At 57.1% G+C, this 15645-nt stretch carries 9 protein-coding genes and 1 CRISPR repeat array (1 of these 10 cut by a window edge); of the genes, 6 read left to right on the top strand and 3 right to left on the bottom strand.

All coding sequences use genetic code 11. The features are described from left to right. Nucleotides 1-268 precede the first annotated feature (268 nt). Nucleotides 269-3502 carry a T9SS type A sorting domain-containing protein gene (locus ACZ5AL_RS07630; RefSeq protein ID WP_464509770.1) on the top strand — a complete coding sequence of 1078 codons (3234 nt, stop codon included), beginning with the start codon at nucleotides 269-271 and terminating at the stop codon, nucleotides 3500-3502. Between the two features lie 574 nt (nucleotides 3503-4076). On the opposite strand, the gene ACZ5AL_RS07625 is transcribed toward ACZ5AL_RS07630, so the two are convergent. Beyond that, nucleotides 4077-4565: a hypothetical protein gene (locus ACZ5AL_RS07625; RefSeq protein WP_464509769.1), complete on the bottom strand. Its 489-nt coding sequence runs from the start codon at nucleotides 4563-4565 to the stop codon at nucleotides 4077-4079. Nucleotides 4566-5200: 635 nt separating this feature from the next. Here ACZ5AL_RS07625 and ACZ5AL_RS07620 point away from each other — a divergent pair. After that, a complete protein-coding gene (locus ACZ5AL_RS07620) occupies nucleotides 5201-5908 on the top strand; it encodes an RluA family pseudouridine synthase (RefSeq protein WP_464509768.1) in 708 nt (235 codons plus the stop codon). On the opposite strand, the gene ACZ5AL_RS07615 is transcribed toward ACZ5AL_RS07620, so the two are convergent. Then, entirely contained in the window at nucleotides 5886-6302 is a 417-nt protein-coding gene (locus tag ACZ5AL_RS07615) for a hypothetical protein (protein ID WP_464509767.1), read from the bottom strand. The two genes, ACZ5AL_RS07620 and ACZ5AL_RS07615, sit on opposite strands and share 23 nt — an antisense overlap. Nucleotides 6303-6496: 194 nt before the next feature. Continuing rightward, entirely contained in the window at nucleotides 6497-7021 is a 525-nt protein-coding gene (locus tag ACZ5AL_RS07610) for a 3'-5' exonuclease (RefSeq protein ID WP_464509766.1), read from the bottom strand. Nucleotides 7022-7388: 367 nt separating this feature from the next. On the opposite strand from ACZ5AL_RS07610, the gene ACZ5AL_RS07605 reads away from it, so the two are divergent. The 4 genes from ACZ5AL_RS07605 to ACZ5AL_RS07590 all read left to right on the top strand — a co-directional run bounded on the left by ACZ5AL_RS07605 (nucleotide 7389) and on the right by ACZ5AL_RS07590 (nucleotide 12529). Beyond that, complete coding sequence (locus ACZ5AL_RS07605) at nucleotides 7389-7820, top strand: DoxX family protein (RefSeq protein WP_464509765.1); 432 nt, start codon at nucleotides 7389-7391, stop codon at nucleotides 7818-7820. Between the two features lie 86 nt (nucleotides 7821-7906). Further along, nucleotides 7907-8677 carry an HAD-IIA family hydrolase gene (locus ACZ5AL_RS07600; RefSeq protein WP_464509764.1) on the top strand — a complete coding sequence of 257 codons (771 nt, stop codon included), beginning with the start codon at nucleotides 7907-7909 and terminating at the stop codon, nucleotides 8675-8677. A gap of 248 nt (nucleotides 8678-8925) precedes the next feature. Further along, nucleotides 8926-9435 carry a universal stress protein gene (locus tag ACZ5AL_RS07595; protein WP_464509763.1) on the top strand — a complete coding sequence of 170 codons (510 nt, stop codon included), beginning with the start codon at nucleotides 8926-8928 and terminating at the stop codon, nucleotides 9433-9435. A gap of 1597 nt (nucleotides 9436-11032) precedes the next feature. After that, nucleotides 11033-12529, top strand: a complete 1497-nt coding sequence (locus tag ACZ5AL_RS07590; protein WP_464509762.1) for a serine hydrolase domain-containing protein — start codon at nucleotides 11033-11035, stop codon at nucleotides 12527-12529. A gap of 881 nt (nucleotides 12530-13410) precedes the next feature. Continuing rightward, nucleotides 13411-15645: a CRISPR direct-repeat array (repeat unit 28 nt; unit sequence GGTCTATCTCCGCGTGGGCGGAGGCATC) (it continues 965 nt past the right edge of the window).

The following is a 15645-nucleotide window of genomic DNA, read 5'->3' as shown; positions in this document are numbered from 1 at the left end:
TTGTTGGTGCAGTGTGGTACGCCCCTTGAACCTATTACAGGTACCGTTGGCACGTGGGTGCCGATCCGTATCCTGCTTTGTTTGAATTTGGATTCTCATGTTCAAGAACCTACGCTGTTTTTTTCAACATGGAGCCCAGGGGGCTTGGAAGGCCTTGTGGCCTGCACCAGCCGTTTGGTATACCAGCACCATTGTCCTGATCGTTAGTGCAGTGCTACTTGTCGCTGCATTTCAACTTCCAATAATCTCGTCGAGTAGCGAGGAGCCTGTGGTGTACCCCATTGAGGTGATGGGGCCTGATGGATATACACAGAGCGTTTCCCTTCAGGTGGATGACCCCGGGGCAGCAGCACATGTGTACATGCAAGCGCACTCGATTGGTTATCCCTCGCATCATATCGATGCCCTGAACTACAACACAGACAAGGCGTCGGTGCGGCTTAATGGAGGCAACTGGGTCGACATCAACAACAGCACCGTAGAGTGCTTCGAACCCGAGGCCAGCCAGGACTGTATCACCGGCCCTGTGCACACCGTGCGATTTCGCATCCCTATCGATCAGTTAGGAGCGGTGCAGAGCGGCGAAAACGTGATTCAATTTCGCGTCAACTACGCCGTAGGATCCAACGGCATGGGCGACCCGTCGATGGGATTCCGGGTGTTGGATCTGCAGGTGCAGTCTGCTAGCAACGCCAACCTGTCGAGTGCGACCCCCACCGAATGGGATGATCCAGGCTCGTGGGGCGCGCCCGCAGGCTATGACGATCCAGCATCGGTAGAAGCCGGCCGCGATTTGTGGCATCAGCGCGATCTTTTGGTAGAAGGATGGGACGGCCCTGATATTATCGCGTCGTGCAACGACTGCCATGTAGAAGGCGGATACGACCTGGAATACTTTGCCTACTCCAACTACTCCATTGAGCGCCGGAGTCAGTTCCATGGCTTGAGTGAAGCCGAAGGCAAGCAGATTGCGGCCTACATCCGCTCGATCGATATCGAGACCTCTGACGGTCAAACCATTGCCCCACCCGGACGTCCGTGGAATCCGCCGTATCAGCCCGGCGAAACCGCTGCTGCCTCACGAGGGCCCACCGATGCCCGTACTATGGGACAGCCAATGGACGAGATGGACCAGGTGTACTGGGCCGCCGGAGCAGGCCTCGACTGGGTGCTCGACTACGACGCCGAGATCAAGGACTTCCTCTTTCCCGATGGCGTGCATACGGGCGCATACGAGATCGACGGGAAACTCAACATGCGCGAGCTACCCGTGAACTTGCAAATGCCCGACTGGAACGAGTGGCTGCCCGAGTTTCACCCGCTTGACGTGTGGGGCAGCGATTTTGAGCAGAGCGATGCATGGGATTGGTACGTGAACGAGGTGCCCGACCTCATCAACGAAGACCGTCCGTGGCGCGTTGAGGAGTCTGCCGAACGGGCGTCGCAGCGGCTGTGGCGGTACATCAAAAACGACTGGGCTCCGCCGAACGGATCACCCGCTCCATTCGAGTTCGAAATTGCGCGCCAGGTGCCTATGAAATGGGGACTCGTGAAGACCTTCGAGATCTTCCAGCCGCATCATAACGAAGAGCATGCCCAAGATCTGTACAACGAATACGCCGAGCCGCGGCAGTGGACGAGCCGTTCGCGTGTGGTGTTCGACATGGCGCCTCACATTATTGGGGGCAAGGGCCCCGGAAGTGGTATCATGGATCGCTATCATGACACGGCATGGTATCAACACCAGCTTACGCTCAATGGAGGAGCCGGGCTTACAACAGATATGCGTCCGATGGACTGGAAGTACCACTTTCAGCATATGTCGGCTGTAAGTGCTCCTGATTCGCACTACTGGCGACACTTGGCATCGTACATGAAGATGGTTCAGATTGCTCATGGCGTTCCCGATGACGAGTCGGACACGGAGCCGCGCGGCTGGTACATGCGACATCTCTCGCCCGGCTGGATAGACCGCACCCACCCGCAAGGGGCGCCCCTGCGCGATATGCCCGACGACGAGTACCGCGAAACGCTCAATGTGATCATGCGGGCTTATGCTGACGGAATCACGCAACATAGTCCCGATGACTGGGAGCGGATTTCCGATGACCAGCACGGACTCGACCCAGCGTCGCACGTGCCACAGTATCAAGGCGGATACGATCGGTTCACATATCCCGACCATTTCTGGACGGCACTGCGCAACTTTGGGGAGTATGGCGTGGCCTATGAGGTGCTGTACGACCTGGCCCAGTGGAGTCAGGAGGCGTGGCCCGAGGGCGATTGGATGGGACACATTGCTCCGTATCAAGACAACCCGCCGCTCAACGATACACCCGACGAAGGGGATGCGGATACGCAAACTCTTACGCTGAACAACGGCTGGAACCTCGCCTCCGCCCGCGTGCTGCAGGAGGAGCGTCCTATGGAAGAAATGCTCGAACCCATTCTTGACGATGTGGTGCTGGTGAAAGACGTGGCCGGGCAAACCTTTAGCCCGATGTATGGACTGGACAACCTCGATACCTGGCATCCCGATGAAGCCTATCAGATTTTCGTGACGGGCGATCAGGACGTGGAGGTAGAAGGCGAGGCCCGCTCTCCGTCTGATCCTATCGCGTTGTCAGAGGGGTGGAACTTCGTGACCTACCTGCCTACGGCCCCGTTGCCTGTAGAAGAGGCGCTAAGCAGCATAGCCGGGGATCTCGTGTTGGTGAAGGACGTCGCTGGGAATATCTACTATCCGAACAACGGAGATCCGATCAACACGATCGGCGCGCTGGAGCCCGGACATGGATACATGGTGTATCTGGCTGACGACCGTACGCTGGAGTATCCAAGTGGGCAGGAGCAGAGCATGCAGGCACGGGCTACGCTTGCTGAGATGGAGCCTTCGTCTGCTGGCCGCGAGTCGGCGGCTGTGTTGGTTGCCACAGGGAGCGTCTGGCCCGAGCAGACCCGTGTGTGGGTTGAGACTGACGATGGCGCGCGTGTAGGCACGGGGCAGGCCATAGACGGGGCACTCATTGCCACCGTACGAGGGGCTAGCTCCATTACGAATACCGCTGGTGCAGAGCCGGGTGATCGCCTAACAATGAAGGCGCAACGGCCTGATGAGCAACAGCCATCGGTGGTCGAGATGGAGTCGCTTCGTCATGTGCTCACCGACGAGTCCGTTCGTGAGCCCACGTTTGCGCCGCGAGCTGTATACCTGGGTGTAGCCGAAGGACCAGGGGCAGATGCGTTCGTGCTCGACGGGCACGCTCCGAATCCGGTGCAAGAGCATGCAGAGCTCTCGTTCACACTACCTGAAGCGGGGCATGTGCGCATTGAGGTGTACAACACCATCGGGCAGCGTGTAGCCACATGGGTTGACCGGGCGCTTGCCGCGGGGCCACATACCCTGCCTATTGATGTAAGCGGTATGGCCAGCGGCACGTATTTCTATCGTGTGCAGGCGGCAGGCGAAACGGAGTCGAAGCGTCTGGTTGTCGTGCGGTAACGGCTCCGCAACACGTTCGTCTGATGCCATTCGTCCTTGCCAGCCCGCGTTGGGGGTGCCCCCAGCGCGGGCTGGAGGTGTTGATACCTACTCCACTCCGCATGCTCCGTTGGGGGATGGACGGTATGGACGGTTGGAGGCGTCACAGCACGTACGTGTTTAGCGACTTGCTCCCAGATCGCCGGGCCGTTCTATAGCCTTCCCATAATAGATGTCATGCTGAACGAAGTGAAGCATCTCGGCGCCAAGTGGCCGGGTGCCTGCTGCTCAGTGTCCAAGAGGGGCCCCTGCACGCACCGGACGTGGCGAGCCCGTAGGCATGGCGTTGAGATCCTTCCGCCTGGCGGCGTCAGGATGACTGCCGGGGAATATGATCCTGTCTCTCGTGGCGATGCATAGCATGTACGTGTTTAGCCACGTGCCACAGATCGTTGGAGACGCAAGCGGTCCCCGGCTATGGGTTTGACTCACGTCGTGCCGTTCCATAGCCTGGGATCAGGAGCGAAGCGAATATCCCGGGCGGCCATTAAACCGCGATAGACACGTACACCCTGTGATGACACAAGACCCCGCCCTATTCCTTCACGGCAACGCGCAGTTCTTTCACCACGTACAGTCCATCTTGCGTGTATTGCAAGTTGTCGATCAGGTACGGGGCCGAGGTGTCGAGTGTGATGTCGATGGTGCTGTTGGCTGGGCAGAAAAGCGTTCGGCCTTCGTGTTGCCATACGCACAGCATGAGCGGATCGCCCGGTTGGAGTCCAGTGGCCGTTTCGTTGAAGAGGCCCTGCCCCCATACCGTAAGGGCATCGCCGGTGCCAGAGTACGCGGTGTATCCCACGCACTGCCCCTGCGGATCGAACGCAAGCAACGTGTCGCCAGGCTCAAGCGCGGTGTCATTCACCACCGCCGTTGTGGTATCCGGCAGAATGATGGTGGCGTTGGCTCCTGTGTCAGATACGCAAGATGCCTTTATATCGGACAGTTGTGCGGCTCCAGCTAGCGGAAAAAGCAATCCACTTGCAAAGAATACGGCGACATACAGAGCATACAAAAACGGCATGAGCACGCGTTGGCGAGCGAGAAAAACAATCCATCGTATACGATAGGGCCCATTGCAGCGGCTATCTTTGGTCCTTCACGCATTACGGATGCGTTTTTCGCTCACCCACCCATGCGCCATAGTGGTGTGTCACACCTGAATGTTATGGTATGGAGTGGACTCGCGTTGAAGCATCTCAAACCAAATGTTCTGTCATGTTGAGCAAGCGAAGGGCCCCTAGGGCCCGAAGCGCGTCGAAACATCTCGTCGGCGCTCAGCAGCTACTGGCAAACCAACGGCCCTGCCCAGCTCGTGGGAGATCTTTACTCACTGCGTTCGTCAGTCGCTTCGCTCGTGTCAGGACTCCGCGTCTCCTAGACGGAGCCGCTCCGCTCAAGATGACAACATTAAAACGGGGCGCGTTGCAACCCGAAGATTGACCTGTGACACAGCAATAGTACTCTGCCACACGGCAAACTGTTAAAGAACTTCTTCCCTGCGGTCAGGGCGCTCAACATGACAACCAGCTGCAGAGAGCAACAGATCGCAGGTGCCCCCCCTCTCTGAATTGCTACCAGGGTGCCCGAGCGGCCAAACAAAACCGGCGGTGGTTCGTGGCATTTGCTCCGTTTTGTTTGATCGTTGACGCATTTCGTATGACACGCACCCTCGATGCCGCCGCCGAGACCGACCGATGGGCCGCCATTGAAAAGCCTGCTGGACTGTTATCGCAGCCTGATGCTACGGGCAAACCGAATGTGTTTGACCTGTTGAAGCGTCAGTGGGCTACCCCATCCGATCCAGACCCGTTTGTGGGATTGGTGCACCGCCTCGACCGGCCCACCTCGGGAGTGCTTATGGTGGCCAAGACGTCAGAGGCCGCGCGTGCGCTTAGCGAGCAGGTGCAGGCGCGCACGATGGACAAGCAGTATGTGGCATTAGTTGAAGGAACGATGCGTGGGGCTGGAACCATGCAAGATGCCATCGCGAAAACAGCTACGGGGCCGCAGATCGTATCGCCCGATCATCCTGATGCCAAAGCCGCGCGCCTTCAATATCAAGCTTTGCGCACCGACGCCGAACGTACACTTATTCATGTGCAGTTGGATACGGGGCGCTCACACCAGATTCGGCTGCAGTGCGCCAATCGAGGGCATCCGGTGGTGCATGACGGACGCTATGGCGCCTCGGTGCAGGTGCGGCGTCCGGCCATTGCGTTGCATCACTACGGACTCCGATTTGAAGATCCGGCCACCGGACGGATGCATAGCGTAACAGCAGCGCTACCAGATCTGTGGTCCGTCTGGATGTCAGATGCGCAGGCCGAGGCGGCGCAGCGTATCATCCAGCAGTTTCGTCTGTAGCATCATCCATCTCCAGAACCAGCCTACAGAGCAGCCGCTTCGAGGTAAGGCGCATGGCGCGCCACAGATTGAAAAGTAGCGCCGCGCTGAAAAGGACCGGCCAGAGGACGATCGAAAACGGATTGACAAACGGAGTGGATGTGAAGGCGATACCCGTGTGCGCCAGCCAAGTCAACCCGCTGCTAAGCAGCACCAAAATCAGCGCGCCTACCGCTGTGGCTTGGGCCCACCACATGGCCCGCTCGACAAGTGGCAACTTCTCCCGAGCTACCTCGGCGTACGTCCCATTTTCCTCGACCTCATCCTGCTCATCGTAGGTCAAGAAAACCTGTGTATCGCCAAACGAGGTTGCAGCCAATTCGTTAACAAAGCGAGTATGCAAGGGCGTAGCCATGGCGGGTGGTGCAAAGTACAGGAGGATACGGATAAGCATCCTACAAAAAAACAGATAGCAATGCGAACGACCCTGTCCGTCTTTGTCGGAGTAGACTCGGCTCCGCTTTAAATTGCATCTTTTTAAGAAGGCTCCGTTGCAGCAGCGATACTGCGTAGTGCACTTATTCAGTCGGGGACGAGAGCCGGCCAAATCTACATCGTCCAAGAGAACCGTTGCAGTCCGGCTTCCGACAGGCTATGTAACGCATGCTGTTCGGCGAGCGACCAGAGCACGGCGCGGGTGGCCCTGGCGTCCCCTTGCGCCGTATGGAAAGTGATGGCCCCGATGGTTTCAGGATCCATCATGTGCTCGGCAAGTGTTTGCAGGGCCAGGTCCGGCAGTTGGTTGTGCAGGTCCAGTCGGCGGGCTAGCGCCAGCGTGTCGATATACCGGAGGGTGAAAGGCGGGTGCTTCTGCCGTTCTGCTTCGTATGTAAGGAAGCGAAAATCGAATGCGAGGTTGTGTCCCACTACCACTGTTTCGGTGAGCACACTTATCAGCTGTGGGACCATGCGCGCGATGGAAGATCCGTGGTCGCAATGCCAGTACAGCTGCAGGTCCCGATGATCCATCACTGCTGCTTCAGTAATACGTGCCCCTCGATCTGGACGCAGTCCGGTCGTTTCCAGATCGAAAAACCGGAGGGGACTCGTACGTAGCGGCCACGATGCGTCCATAGGTGAAAAGTGAGTGGTAGTGTCACACTTGAAAGTTATGGTTCGGAATTGGCATCGCGAGGATGACGCTTGCGACCGGCGTGGCGCTGTGAACGGTAGCGAACGAGTCTTCTGGGGTGCGATCTCATGCCGCTTTTTGGCAGTTGCCTCCGGCGTGATAGCATGAGATTGCGTCGCTGCGCTCGCAATGACAAAGGTGTGGGCATGTCTTCGGTCGTTTAGACCAACTGGGTACAACCCTTAAGATTGACGTGTGACAGCGCACTGGAAAGCGTTCGCTCAAGAAACCACGTATGATGGAGCGAATAGACCGCATCTGGGCACCGAAACGGTTCGCTGCTTTTTTGATGTACATCCTACGCTTGTTATGGACAACCAATCAACCAACACCACAACGCGTGATCGGCACATGGGGTTTGCGCTGCTTCGGGTGCTATTGGGCATCAACATGTTAACGCGTAGTCTCGTTCGTCTGCCGGAGGTCAATGCCTTTGCATCAGGCATGGCTGACGGATTTGCCGATACGTTTCTGCCAGGGCCGTTTGTGTTCGGGTTTGCCTATGTGATAGTCATTGCAGAAACGATTATCGGTGTGATGCTCATTCTCGGATGGAAAACGCGCTGGGCTCTGGTTGCAATGGGCGGGTTGCTTTGTGCTCTGGCATTCGGCATGCTTCTCCAGGAAAACTACGGCACCGCTGCCAATATCGTCGTGTATGCCATTGCTGTGAGTGGACTGCTCTTTACCACGGCGTATGATCACTTTGGCATTGATACGGGGTTTTCGCTGCGCACATAATCGGAGCCGTTTCGAACTGATACATGCGGGTGCGCGTGTGCGGCGCATCACATTTGTTTGTTGATCCACAAGCAGGGAGTCTGTACATGATAGCCGATCAATTTGACGCCTTTCTACTCGACCTCGATGGCGTGCTCTACCTGGGCGAGGAGCCGATCTCTACGGCAATTGAAGCGGTGCAGCGCCTTATCGAGAGTGAAAAGACCATTCGCGTGTTAACCAATAACCCACGGTTACCGCGTGCCGCGCTGGTCGAGCGGTTTGAGGCTGCGGGTCTTGCCATTCCCGAATCATCTATTGTGACTTCGGGGTGGGCGGCAGCGCGGTTTTTGGCGCAAAAAGGGATTCGGCGCGCCGACGTGGTGGGAAGTGCCGGGACGGTGGCGGCACTGCATGCCGAAGACATTGCGTACACGCACCAGCAGCCGGAGGCAGTGGTCGTTGCTGCCGATCGGGAGACGACCTATCTGGATCTCCAACGAGCCATGCAACACATTGAGCAAGGCGCCCTGTTTGTAGGCACCAATCCCGATACCTCGTTTCCCACCCCGCAGGGGCGTGGACTGGGCGCCGGGGCGGTTATCAAGGCGCTGGAGGCAGCCACCGAGACGTCAGCTACCATTGTTGGCAAGCCCGAGCCGCTCATGTTTGATGTGGCGCTTGATACACTGGCTCCCAATGCACGGGTGGTGATGGTGGGCGATAATCCAAAGACGGACATTCGGGGCGCGCGCCGGGCGGGGGTGACCAGCATCCTTATTGCAGATGAGCCACATCCGCCCGATTCACCCGCGGACGAGACGCCCGACTACACGATGCGCACGCTGGCCGATCTGCTGCGCCAGTCCGATACGTAAACGCTTTCAGGGAAGCCTTTCAGGGAAGCCTTTCAGGGAAGCCTTTCAGGGAAGCCTTTCAGGGAAGCCTTTCAGGGAAGCGGGGGGGATGGATTATGAGGAAAGCCGCCTAAGGCGCGTCGTACACCCTCCTGTAATCTGGGCTACAATGCGGCTTCGGTTATGAATATATTCTGAACACCTGGTTATACTATGCGTTGTCTGTAAAGCCAACACATTGTTATTTGTGTCTAAATCAAAGGTGTGATATGTACAGCCATATTCTTTATCCAACGGATGGAAGTACAGGAGCCGAAGCTGCTCTTGAACACGGTCGTAATCTGGCGCAGACATACGGGGCCACTGTGCATGTGCTTTACGTTGCCGACAGGCAGCCGCATGGGCTGGGCACCGATCCCGAGGTGAAGAGCCACGGCGGGATGGTGGGCAATCCGAAAGGCGGAGGGCCGGGTATGGTTGGCGTTCGGAAGAAAAGTGACGAAATGCTTGCGAGCATTCAAGCGTACGGACAAAAGCTCGTCGATCATGTTGCTGAGCAGTTTGAGGACGTGACGGTCCAAACCGAGGTGAAGCAGGGCATTCCCTACAAGATCATTCTCGACTATGCGTCGGCCCAAGACATCGACCTGATTGTGATGGGCACCCACGGTCGAACGGGCTTAGACCGGTATTTAATCGGAAGCGTAGCGGAAAAAGTGGTCCGGATGTCTGACGTACCCGTGCTGACGGTGCGTCAGCGTGAGGAGGCCGGGAGCTGATAGCGGTACACAACATGCCTCGTTCAAATGCTGTCATCGTGAGCGAAGTCGAACCATCTCCGACGAAATGGGCAGGACCATTCGTTCGCCCGTATCTGCTGAACGCCGTGGAGATGGTTCGACGTGCTTTCGGGTCCTGGAGCCCTCCGTTTGCACTTTTAAAGTACTCCTTCCTTGCGGTCAGGGCGCTCAACGTAACAACCCGTTGGAGAGAACGCGGGCCTGGAGGGAGCTTTTCAGCGCGAGTCCCTTCCACACCACAACATTCAGATGTGACAAAGCACTGAATACAGAACCTACGCTCTTTGCGTTGACACGTCTTTAGCGTCCCGATTGCCGATTCATACGTTGAACTGACGACAACCAGCGACGCACAGGGGCTGTAAGGTCACGTTACTGGTGCATCGCGACCAGGCAGAAAGAGCAGAGCACAGCAAGCTTTTGGTTACTGACGCTCTCCATTGATCGAGTAGACCGTGCATTCGCTGAACGATTCGTTGATCTCTTCCTGGGCTTCCGTTCTGCCTTCACGGCATTCTGAGAGAGCTCGTTCGACAGCGTCCTGTCGGCTATTGTAGTTGTAGCTATATCCGTAGGAGAAGCAGTCACTCTCGTCTGACCTTGCAAGAGCGAGTGCTTTATGCGTGGATCGATCGCGCTGATCATCCTGGATGTAGGACCAGGCCTCATCGAAGTTGCTCTCGCATACCGCACTTGTCTCGCTTTGTATTTCCTGTGTAGCTTCTTCCACGGTTGCACAACCCGCGGAGAATAACACCGGAGTAACCAAAAGGCTTACAAGCAGAGCCCATAGGTTAGTTGTACGACTCATCATACTGTTTACGACGAGGTTAAAATGCGAAGATTACGATATTCTAAGAAAAGAAATTAGCTGCTGATTTCGTGTTTCGTCGGTACCGTATGGTTATCAAGTAACCGCGTTAAAACGACATAAAAAAAGCACGAATCCTCACCATTCGTCAGCTGATTCGTAGAAACTGCGGAATGAAATCGACCTTTCGCGACGTCTAGTGCTCTGTCAATCCTAATTCTATGTGTTTTGGAACGTTCTGCAGATCCCTCCCTCTTGTTCTCCCTCCTCTGAGGGAGAGACTCCCATTGCGATGTTAAAGTCCCTTCCTCACCGGGGAGGAAGGACAGGAAGGAGGGGCGAGCGCCGGGCTCAACCACAACATTCAGGGCTGACACACCACTAGGGTCGACATCAGGTACAGTCAACATTAAGTGCGATACCTGTAGTGCTGTGTCAGAGGGAGCGACCACAGGGAGGACGTACTCCTGAGATGCCCAAATTAAGAAATCAAAACAGGTTCTAAATGGGGGTAAGATCGGTCCTGCTCGTCAACTGAACCTGCCTCGTGTTGATCGACATAGTGCAACAACGGTCAGACAAGAAGAAATAGTTAAAGTTTGGGTTGATGCCGGGGCGAGGTGTTACATTTCGGGTCCTCAGTTTGTCTTAAAAATGCGTATATCTAAAGTATTTATACCTTGCCGTCAGGTTTTTCTGTCAGGCACTGATCGGTTGTTTTTATTTGTTCGTTCGGTATCGACAAAGTAATCCAACCCAAGAGTCATGTATCGATTGCCGCTGTTTCGTTCTTTACGATCTATTGCGCCCCTCCTCATCGCTGCTGCGCTCGCCTTTTTGCTCACCGCGTGCGATGACGACCCGGTGAGTGCTCCCGGTGACGATGATTCCGACCCTGAGGACCCTGATGTCTCCGTGACGGCTTCGGTTTCTATCGACCCGGAGATGCCAGAGGTCGGTGACGAAGTGACCCTCGACGGGAGTGCCTCCTCGGTCGAAGGAGCCGATAATCTCACGTTTGAGTGGAACCTTATCACGCCTGACGGAAGCGATGCTGAAATCGACGACCCCACCGCGGAAACCGTTACCTTCGAGGCGGACGTGGCGGAGGATTACACGGTCGAACTGGAAGTCTCAGCGGAACGCGCGGGCGAGACCTCGATCGATACTGCGTCCGAGACGCTTGAGGTGATCGATTTGCTCGGTCTGGCGGAAGCCATCCATGCGGAGACAGATGCGCCTGGTGTGGTAATCGGCGCGGCTACGCCGGACGCTCGGTACATTCATGGAGTGGGGGCAGTTGGGCCTAACCGCAACGAAACGCCCACCGAGGATACGATCTTCCAGATCGCATCGATCTCGAAGGTCCTTACGGGTATTGCTCTGGCTGACATGGTTGCCGAGGGAACAGTCGCTCTCGACCAGCCGGCTTCGGAGCTGCTCCCAGACTCGCTTTCGGCGTTTGGCGCAGATGGAGAGTTCGTCACGCTTGAGCATCTTGCCACCCACACGTCGGGATTGCCCCGCCTGCCCGATAATCTCAACCCAGACGACGATTCGAACCTCTACGCCGACTATGAGGAAGAGGACCTTATGACTTTTATCGAGTCGGTCGAACTTGAGACCACTCCGGGCGACGCTTTCCAGTATTCGAACGTAGGAAGTGGTCTGCTGGGGCACCTTTTGGAGCAAGCCGACGCCCGGGCCTACGGTGATCTTGTGAGTGAGCGAGTCGCCGGACCACTTGATATGGACGACCTTTACCGCGACCCATCGGATGTACCCGTCGATCGTTTGGCCATGGGAGTTGACTCCTCCGGCGATCCGCTTCCACCGTGGGAATTTGATGTGCTGGCCGGGGCCGCTGCGTTTCTCGCATCGATCACGGACCTGCTGAACCTTGGCGAGGCTGCGGTCGATCCGAGTCAGACGCCTATCGAAGAAGCGTTAAACAAAGCCCAAGATGTGCGCTTCGTGCTGGAAGAAGATGTGGCATGGGGGCTCGGTTGGTCCATCTTTGAGGTTGATGGTCGGACGCTGCTTTGGCACGACGGAGCGACTTACAGCTACGGAAGCGGTCTGCTTGTCGACCCTGAACGCGGATATGTGGCAGCTGTATTGGTCAATGGCACTCCCATCAACAACTCTTGGGACCCTTTGTCGCTCGCGGCTCCCATCCTCGAGGAGTTGTCGTCGGATGAAGACGGCGCAGCTCTGACGATTGACGATCAGGACCTTCCTTCCAGCGAGATCGTCCCGTAGCGCTGAGGCCACCTAGTCACCTTCATTGGGCAAAACGTGGGGCACCTCAATGCTCGATTTGTGCTAACGCGTCACACCGCGAACACATACCAACTCCGCATGCGTCGTTGATGATGTGGAGGTGTGGAGGGATGGAGGTGTATGCCGTTCACCCTCATGCGAGGCCAAAGGCCGACTGACGAATTATGTTCGGTGTTGTGCAGAGAAACACGCCTCCTCAGTTCGTTGGGAAGACCGTTGAGAGACTGCGAGGCAACGCCTCATAGTCGGCAATCTCATGCCGTTGAATGGGGCTGCACCCGGTGTGACAGCAACGAGATTACACCCCAGGAGCACTTCCTCCCTGTGGTCGGAGCGCGGCTGCGCTCGCAATGACATGGTTGTGGGTTTTTCTTGGTACGTTTGGGCCGAAGATTGACGTGGGACACAGCACTAAGTAAGATCAGGGGCCAACTTGGGGTTTCGAATCTAAACTCCTCCCAGGTTTTTCGGAAGAGAGAAAGGGCCTGGATAGTCGTTTCCAGCGAATGCGTAGCGATTTTCCCCACTCCGAACTCCTGTTGGCGCGCTTCGGTCGAACCGGCGGTATCCCTCAAAACGCTGTCTGACTGTTTGGTGTGTCACACCTGAATGTTATGGTATGGAGTGGACTCGCGTTGAAGGGCATCTCAAACCAAATGTTCTGTCATGTTGAGCAAGCGAAGGGCCCCCAGGGCCCGAAGCGCGTCGAAACATCTCCTCGGCGCTCAGCAGCTACTGGCAAACCAACAGTCCTGCCCAGTTCGTGGGAGATCTTTACTCACTGCGTTCGTCAGTCGCTACGCTCGTGTCAGGACTCCGCACCTGCTAGACGCAGTTGCCCCCCCTGCACCGATGCCGGAGGTCTATCTCCGCGTGGGCGGAGGCATCAGCCTACCGATACAGCCACTTACCGAGCGCCTGGGTCTATCTCCGCGTGGGCGGAGGCATCCTGGTCGACCTCTGCGATGCGCTGGATGTTGAGGGTCTATCTCCGCGTGGGCGGAGGCATCCGAGACGGGTTCATCTTTGCAACAGTCAGTACAGGTCTATCTCCGCGTGGGCGGAGGCATCGATGCATCGCCTGATTCCACCAAGCAACGAGGAGGTCTATCTCCGCGTGGGCGGAGGCATCGATGCATCGCCTGATTCCACCAAGCAACGAGGAGGTCTATCTCCGCGTGGGCGGAGGCATCTTGCGCTCGTTGCGCCACCGGCACAGCAACACGGGTCTATCTCCGCGTGGGCGGAGGCATCGGAAAACCGGCGTTCCAGCATTTTACCCAGAGAGGTCTATCTCCGCGTGGGCGGAGGCATCTGCGCAAGCCACCCGCGTCGACGGGCAGCTTGAGGTCTATCTCCGCGTGGGCGGAGGCATCGGCAATGCGGAATGGGTCAATAATCAGCGCAAAGGTCTATCTCCGCGTGGGCGGAGGCATCGTAGAGACCCGCACACGTGAAAAAATCGCGGGAGGTCTATCTCCGCGTGGGCGGAGGCATCTCAAAGCGGGGATTTGTGTGAAATTTCTGCGGGGGTCTATCTCCGCGTGGGCGGAGGCATCCAGCTGGAAGGCTCGTCTTTGATGTTTCCTCGAGGTCTATCTCCGCGTGGGCGGAGGCATCCACGTAGCACTCGAGTCATATGATGTCAGGCGGGGTCTATCTCCGCGTGGGCGGAGGCATCTGTAGACTGAAATAGCGCCGCCACCGTCGTCAGGGTCTATCTCCGCGTGGGCGGAGGCATCCTGCCTCAATGATACGAAACTCAACTGTGCCAAGGTCTATCTCCGCGTGGGCGGAGGCATCCTCATCGATGGATACGGATACATCATCGATGGAGGTCTATCTCCGCGTGGGCGGAGGCATCTTATCCATTGCATCGAGCGGTATGGCATCCGGGGGTCTATCTCCGCGTGGGCGGAGGCATCCAGACACCAAGGGCAGTCCCCGCCTCTCAACGGGGTCTATCTCCGCGTGGGCGGAGGCATCGCATCCCGTATGGTGTCAAAAAAGTTTTTCCGGGGTCTATCTCCGCGTGGGCGGAGGCATCGTGCCAGGTCGTTTCCCACCAGCAGCGTATAGAGGTCTATCTCCGCGTGGGCGGAGGCATCACGCCGCTGAGCGGGCAAACGCCTTTGGTGGAGGGTCTATCTCCGCGTGGGCGGAGGCATCCGATGCGGTCCAGGCGCTGTCTCATGCCTTGAAGGTCTATCTCCGCGTGGGCGGAGGCATCCATTTACCATCAGCAACTTACGTCGGAGATCTGGGTCTATCTCCGCGTGGGCGGAGGCATCAAGTCATTGTGCACAGTGGAGTTAGATATATTAGGTCTATCTCCGCGTGGGCGGAGGCATCGTGATTTACAATGATTTACAATGATATTGTTGAGGTCTATCTCCGCGTGGGCGGAGGCATCCCGTCCCAATGCTGATAACTAGCACCCAAAAGAGGTCTATCTCCGCGTGGGCGGAGGCATCGATGGACGCGCACTTCTCGCACCGGGCCGACCAGGTCTATCTCCGCGTGGGCGGAGGCATCAGCTGCACCACATCGAAGATAGGGAGCAGATCGGGTCTATCTCCGCGTGGGCGGAGGCATCGGGATGACGCGCCTTTCGATGTAGTAAGAGAGAGGTCTATCTCCGCGTGGGCGGAGGCATCTCCGCCTCATAGAAGTGACACCAGTAAGGTCGAGGTCTATCTCCGCGTGGGCGGAGGCATCTTCTGCGTAGTCCTCTGCGATCTCCAGCGCCTGGGTCTATCTCCGCGTGGGCGGAGGCATCCGGAGAAACCATGCTTTTCGGCTTCGTTTTCAAGGTCTATCTCCGCGTGGGCGGAGGCATCCTTTGCCTTGACGTAATGTTATACTTTGCCATGGGTCTATCTCCGCGTGGGCGGAGGCATCCTATAAGAATAACGGGCTTAGGGCAGTGTTTAAGGTCTATCTCCGCGTGGGCGGAGGCATCGGGCTGATGGTGAAGTCGACGCGGCACAGCAAAGGTCTATCTCCGCGTGGGCGGAGGCATCAAGGAGGTCGCGTCCCTGAACATCGAAGAGACGGGTCTATCTCCGCGTGGGCGGAGGCATCCGCATTTGCTT

Source organism: Natronotalea proteinilytica (assembly GCF_055379935.1).
The sequence above is the reverse complement of the archived record's forward strand: the minus strand, read 5'-3'. Positions and strand labels throughout refer to the sequence as shown.

Coding starts and splice junctions, on each gene's coding strand:
- ACZ5AL_RS07625 (WP_464509769.1), bottom strand. CDS start 4,565: ATGCCGTTTTTGTATGCTCTGTATGTCGCCGTATTCTTTGCAAGTGGA.
- ACZ5AL_RS07620 (WP_464509768.1), top strand. CDS start 5,201: ATGACACGCACCCTCGATGCCGCCGCCGAGACCGACCGATGGGCCGCC.
- ACZ5AL_RS07615 (WP_464509767.1), bottom strand. CDS start 6,302: ATGGCTACGCCCTTGCATACTCGCTTTGTTAACGAATTGGCTGCAACC.
- ACZ5AL_RS07610 (WP_464509766.1), bottom strand. CDS start 7,021: ATGGACGCATCGTGGCCGCTACGTACGAGTCCCCTCCGGTTTTTCGAT.
- ACZ5AL_RS07605 (WP_464509765.1), top strand. CDS start 7,389: ATGGACAACCAATCAACCAACACCACAACGCGTGATCGGCACATGGGG.
- ACZ5AL_RS07600 (WP_464509764.1), top strand. CDS start 7,907: ATGATAGCCGATCAATTTGACGCCTTTCTACTCGACCTCGATGGCGTG.
- ACZ5AL_RS07595 (WP_464509763.1), top strand. CDS start 8,926: ATGTACAGCCATATTCTTTATCCAACGGATGGAAGTACAGGAGCCGAA.
- ACZ5AL_RS07590 (WP_464509762.1), top strand. CDS start 11,033: ATGTATCGATTGCCGCTGTTTCGTTCTTTACGATCTATTGCGCCCCTC.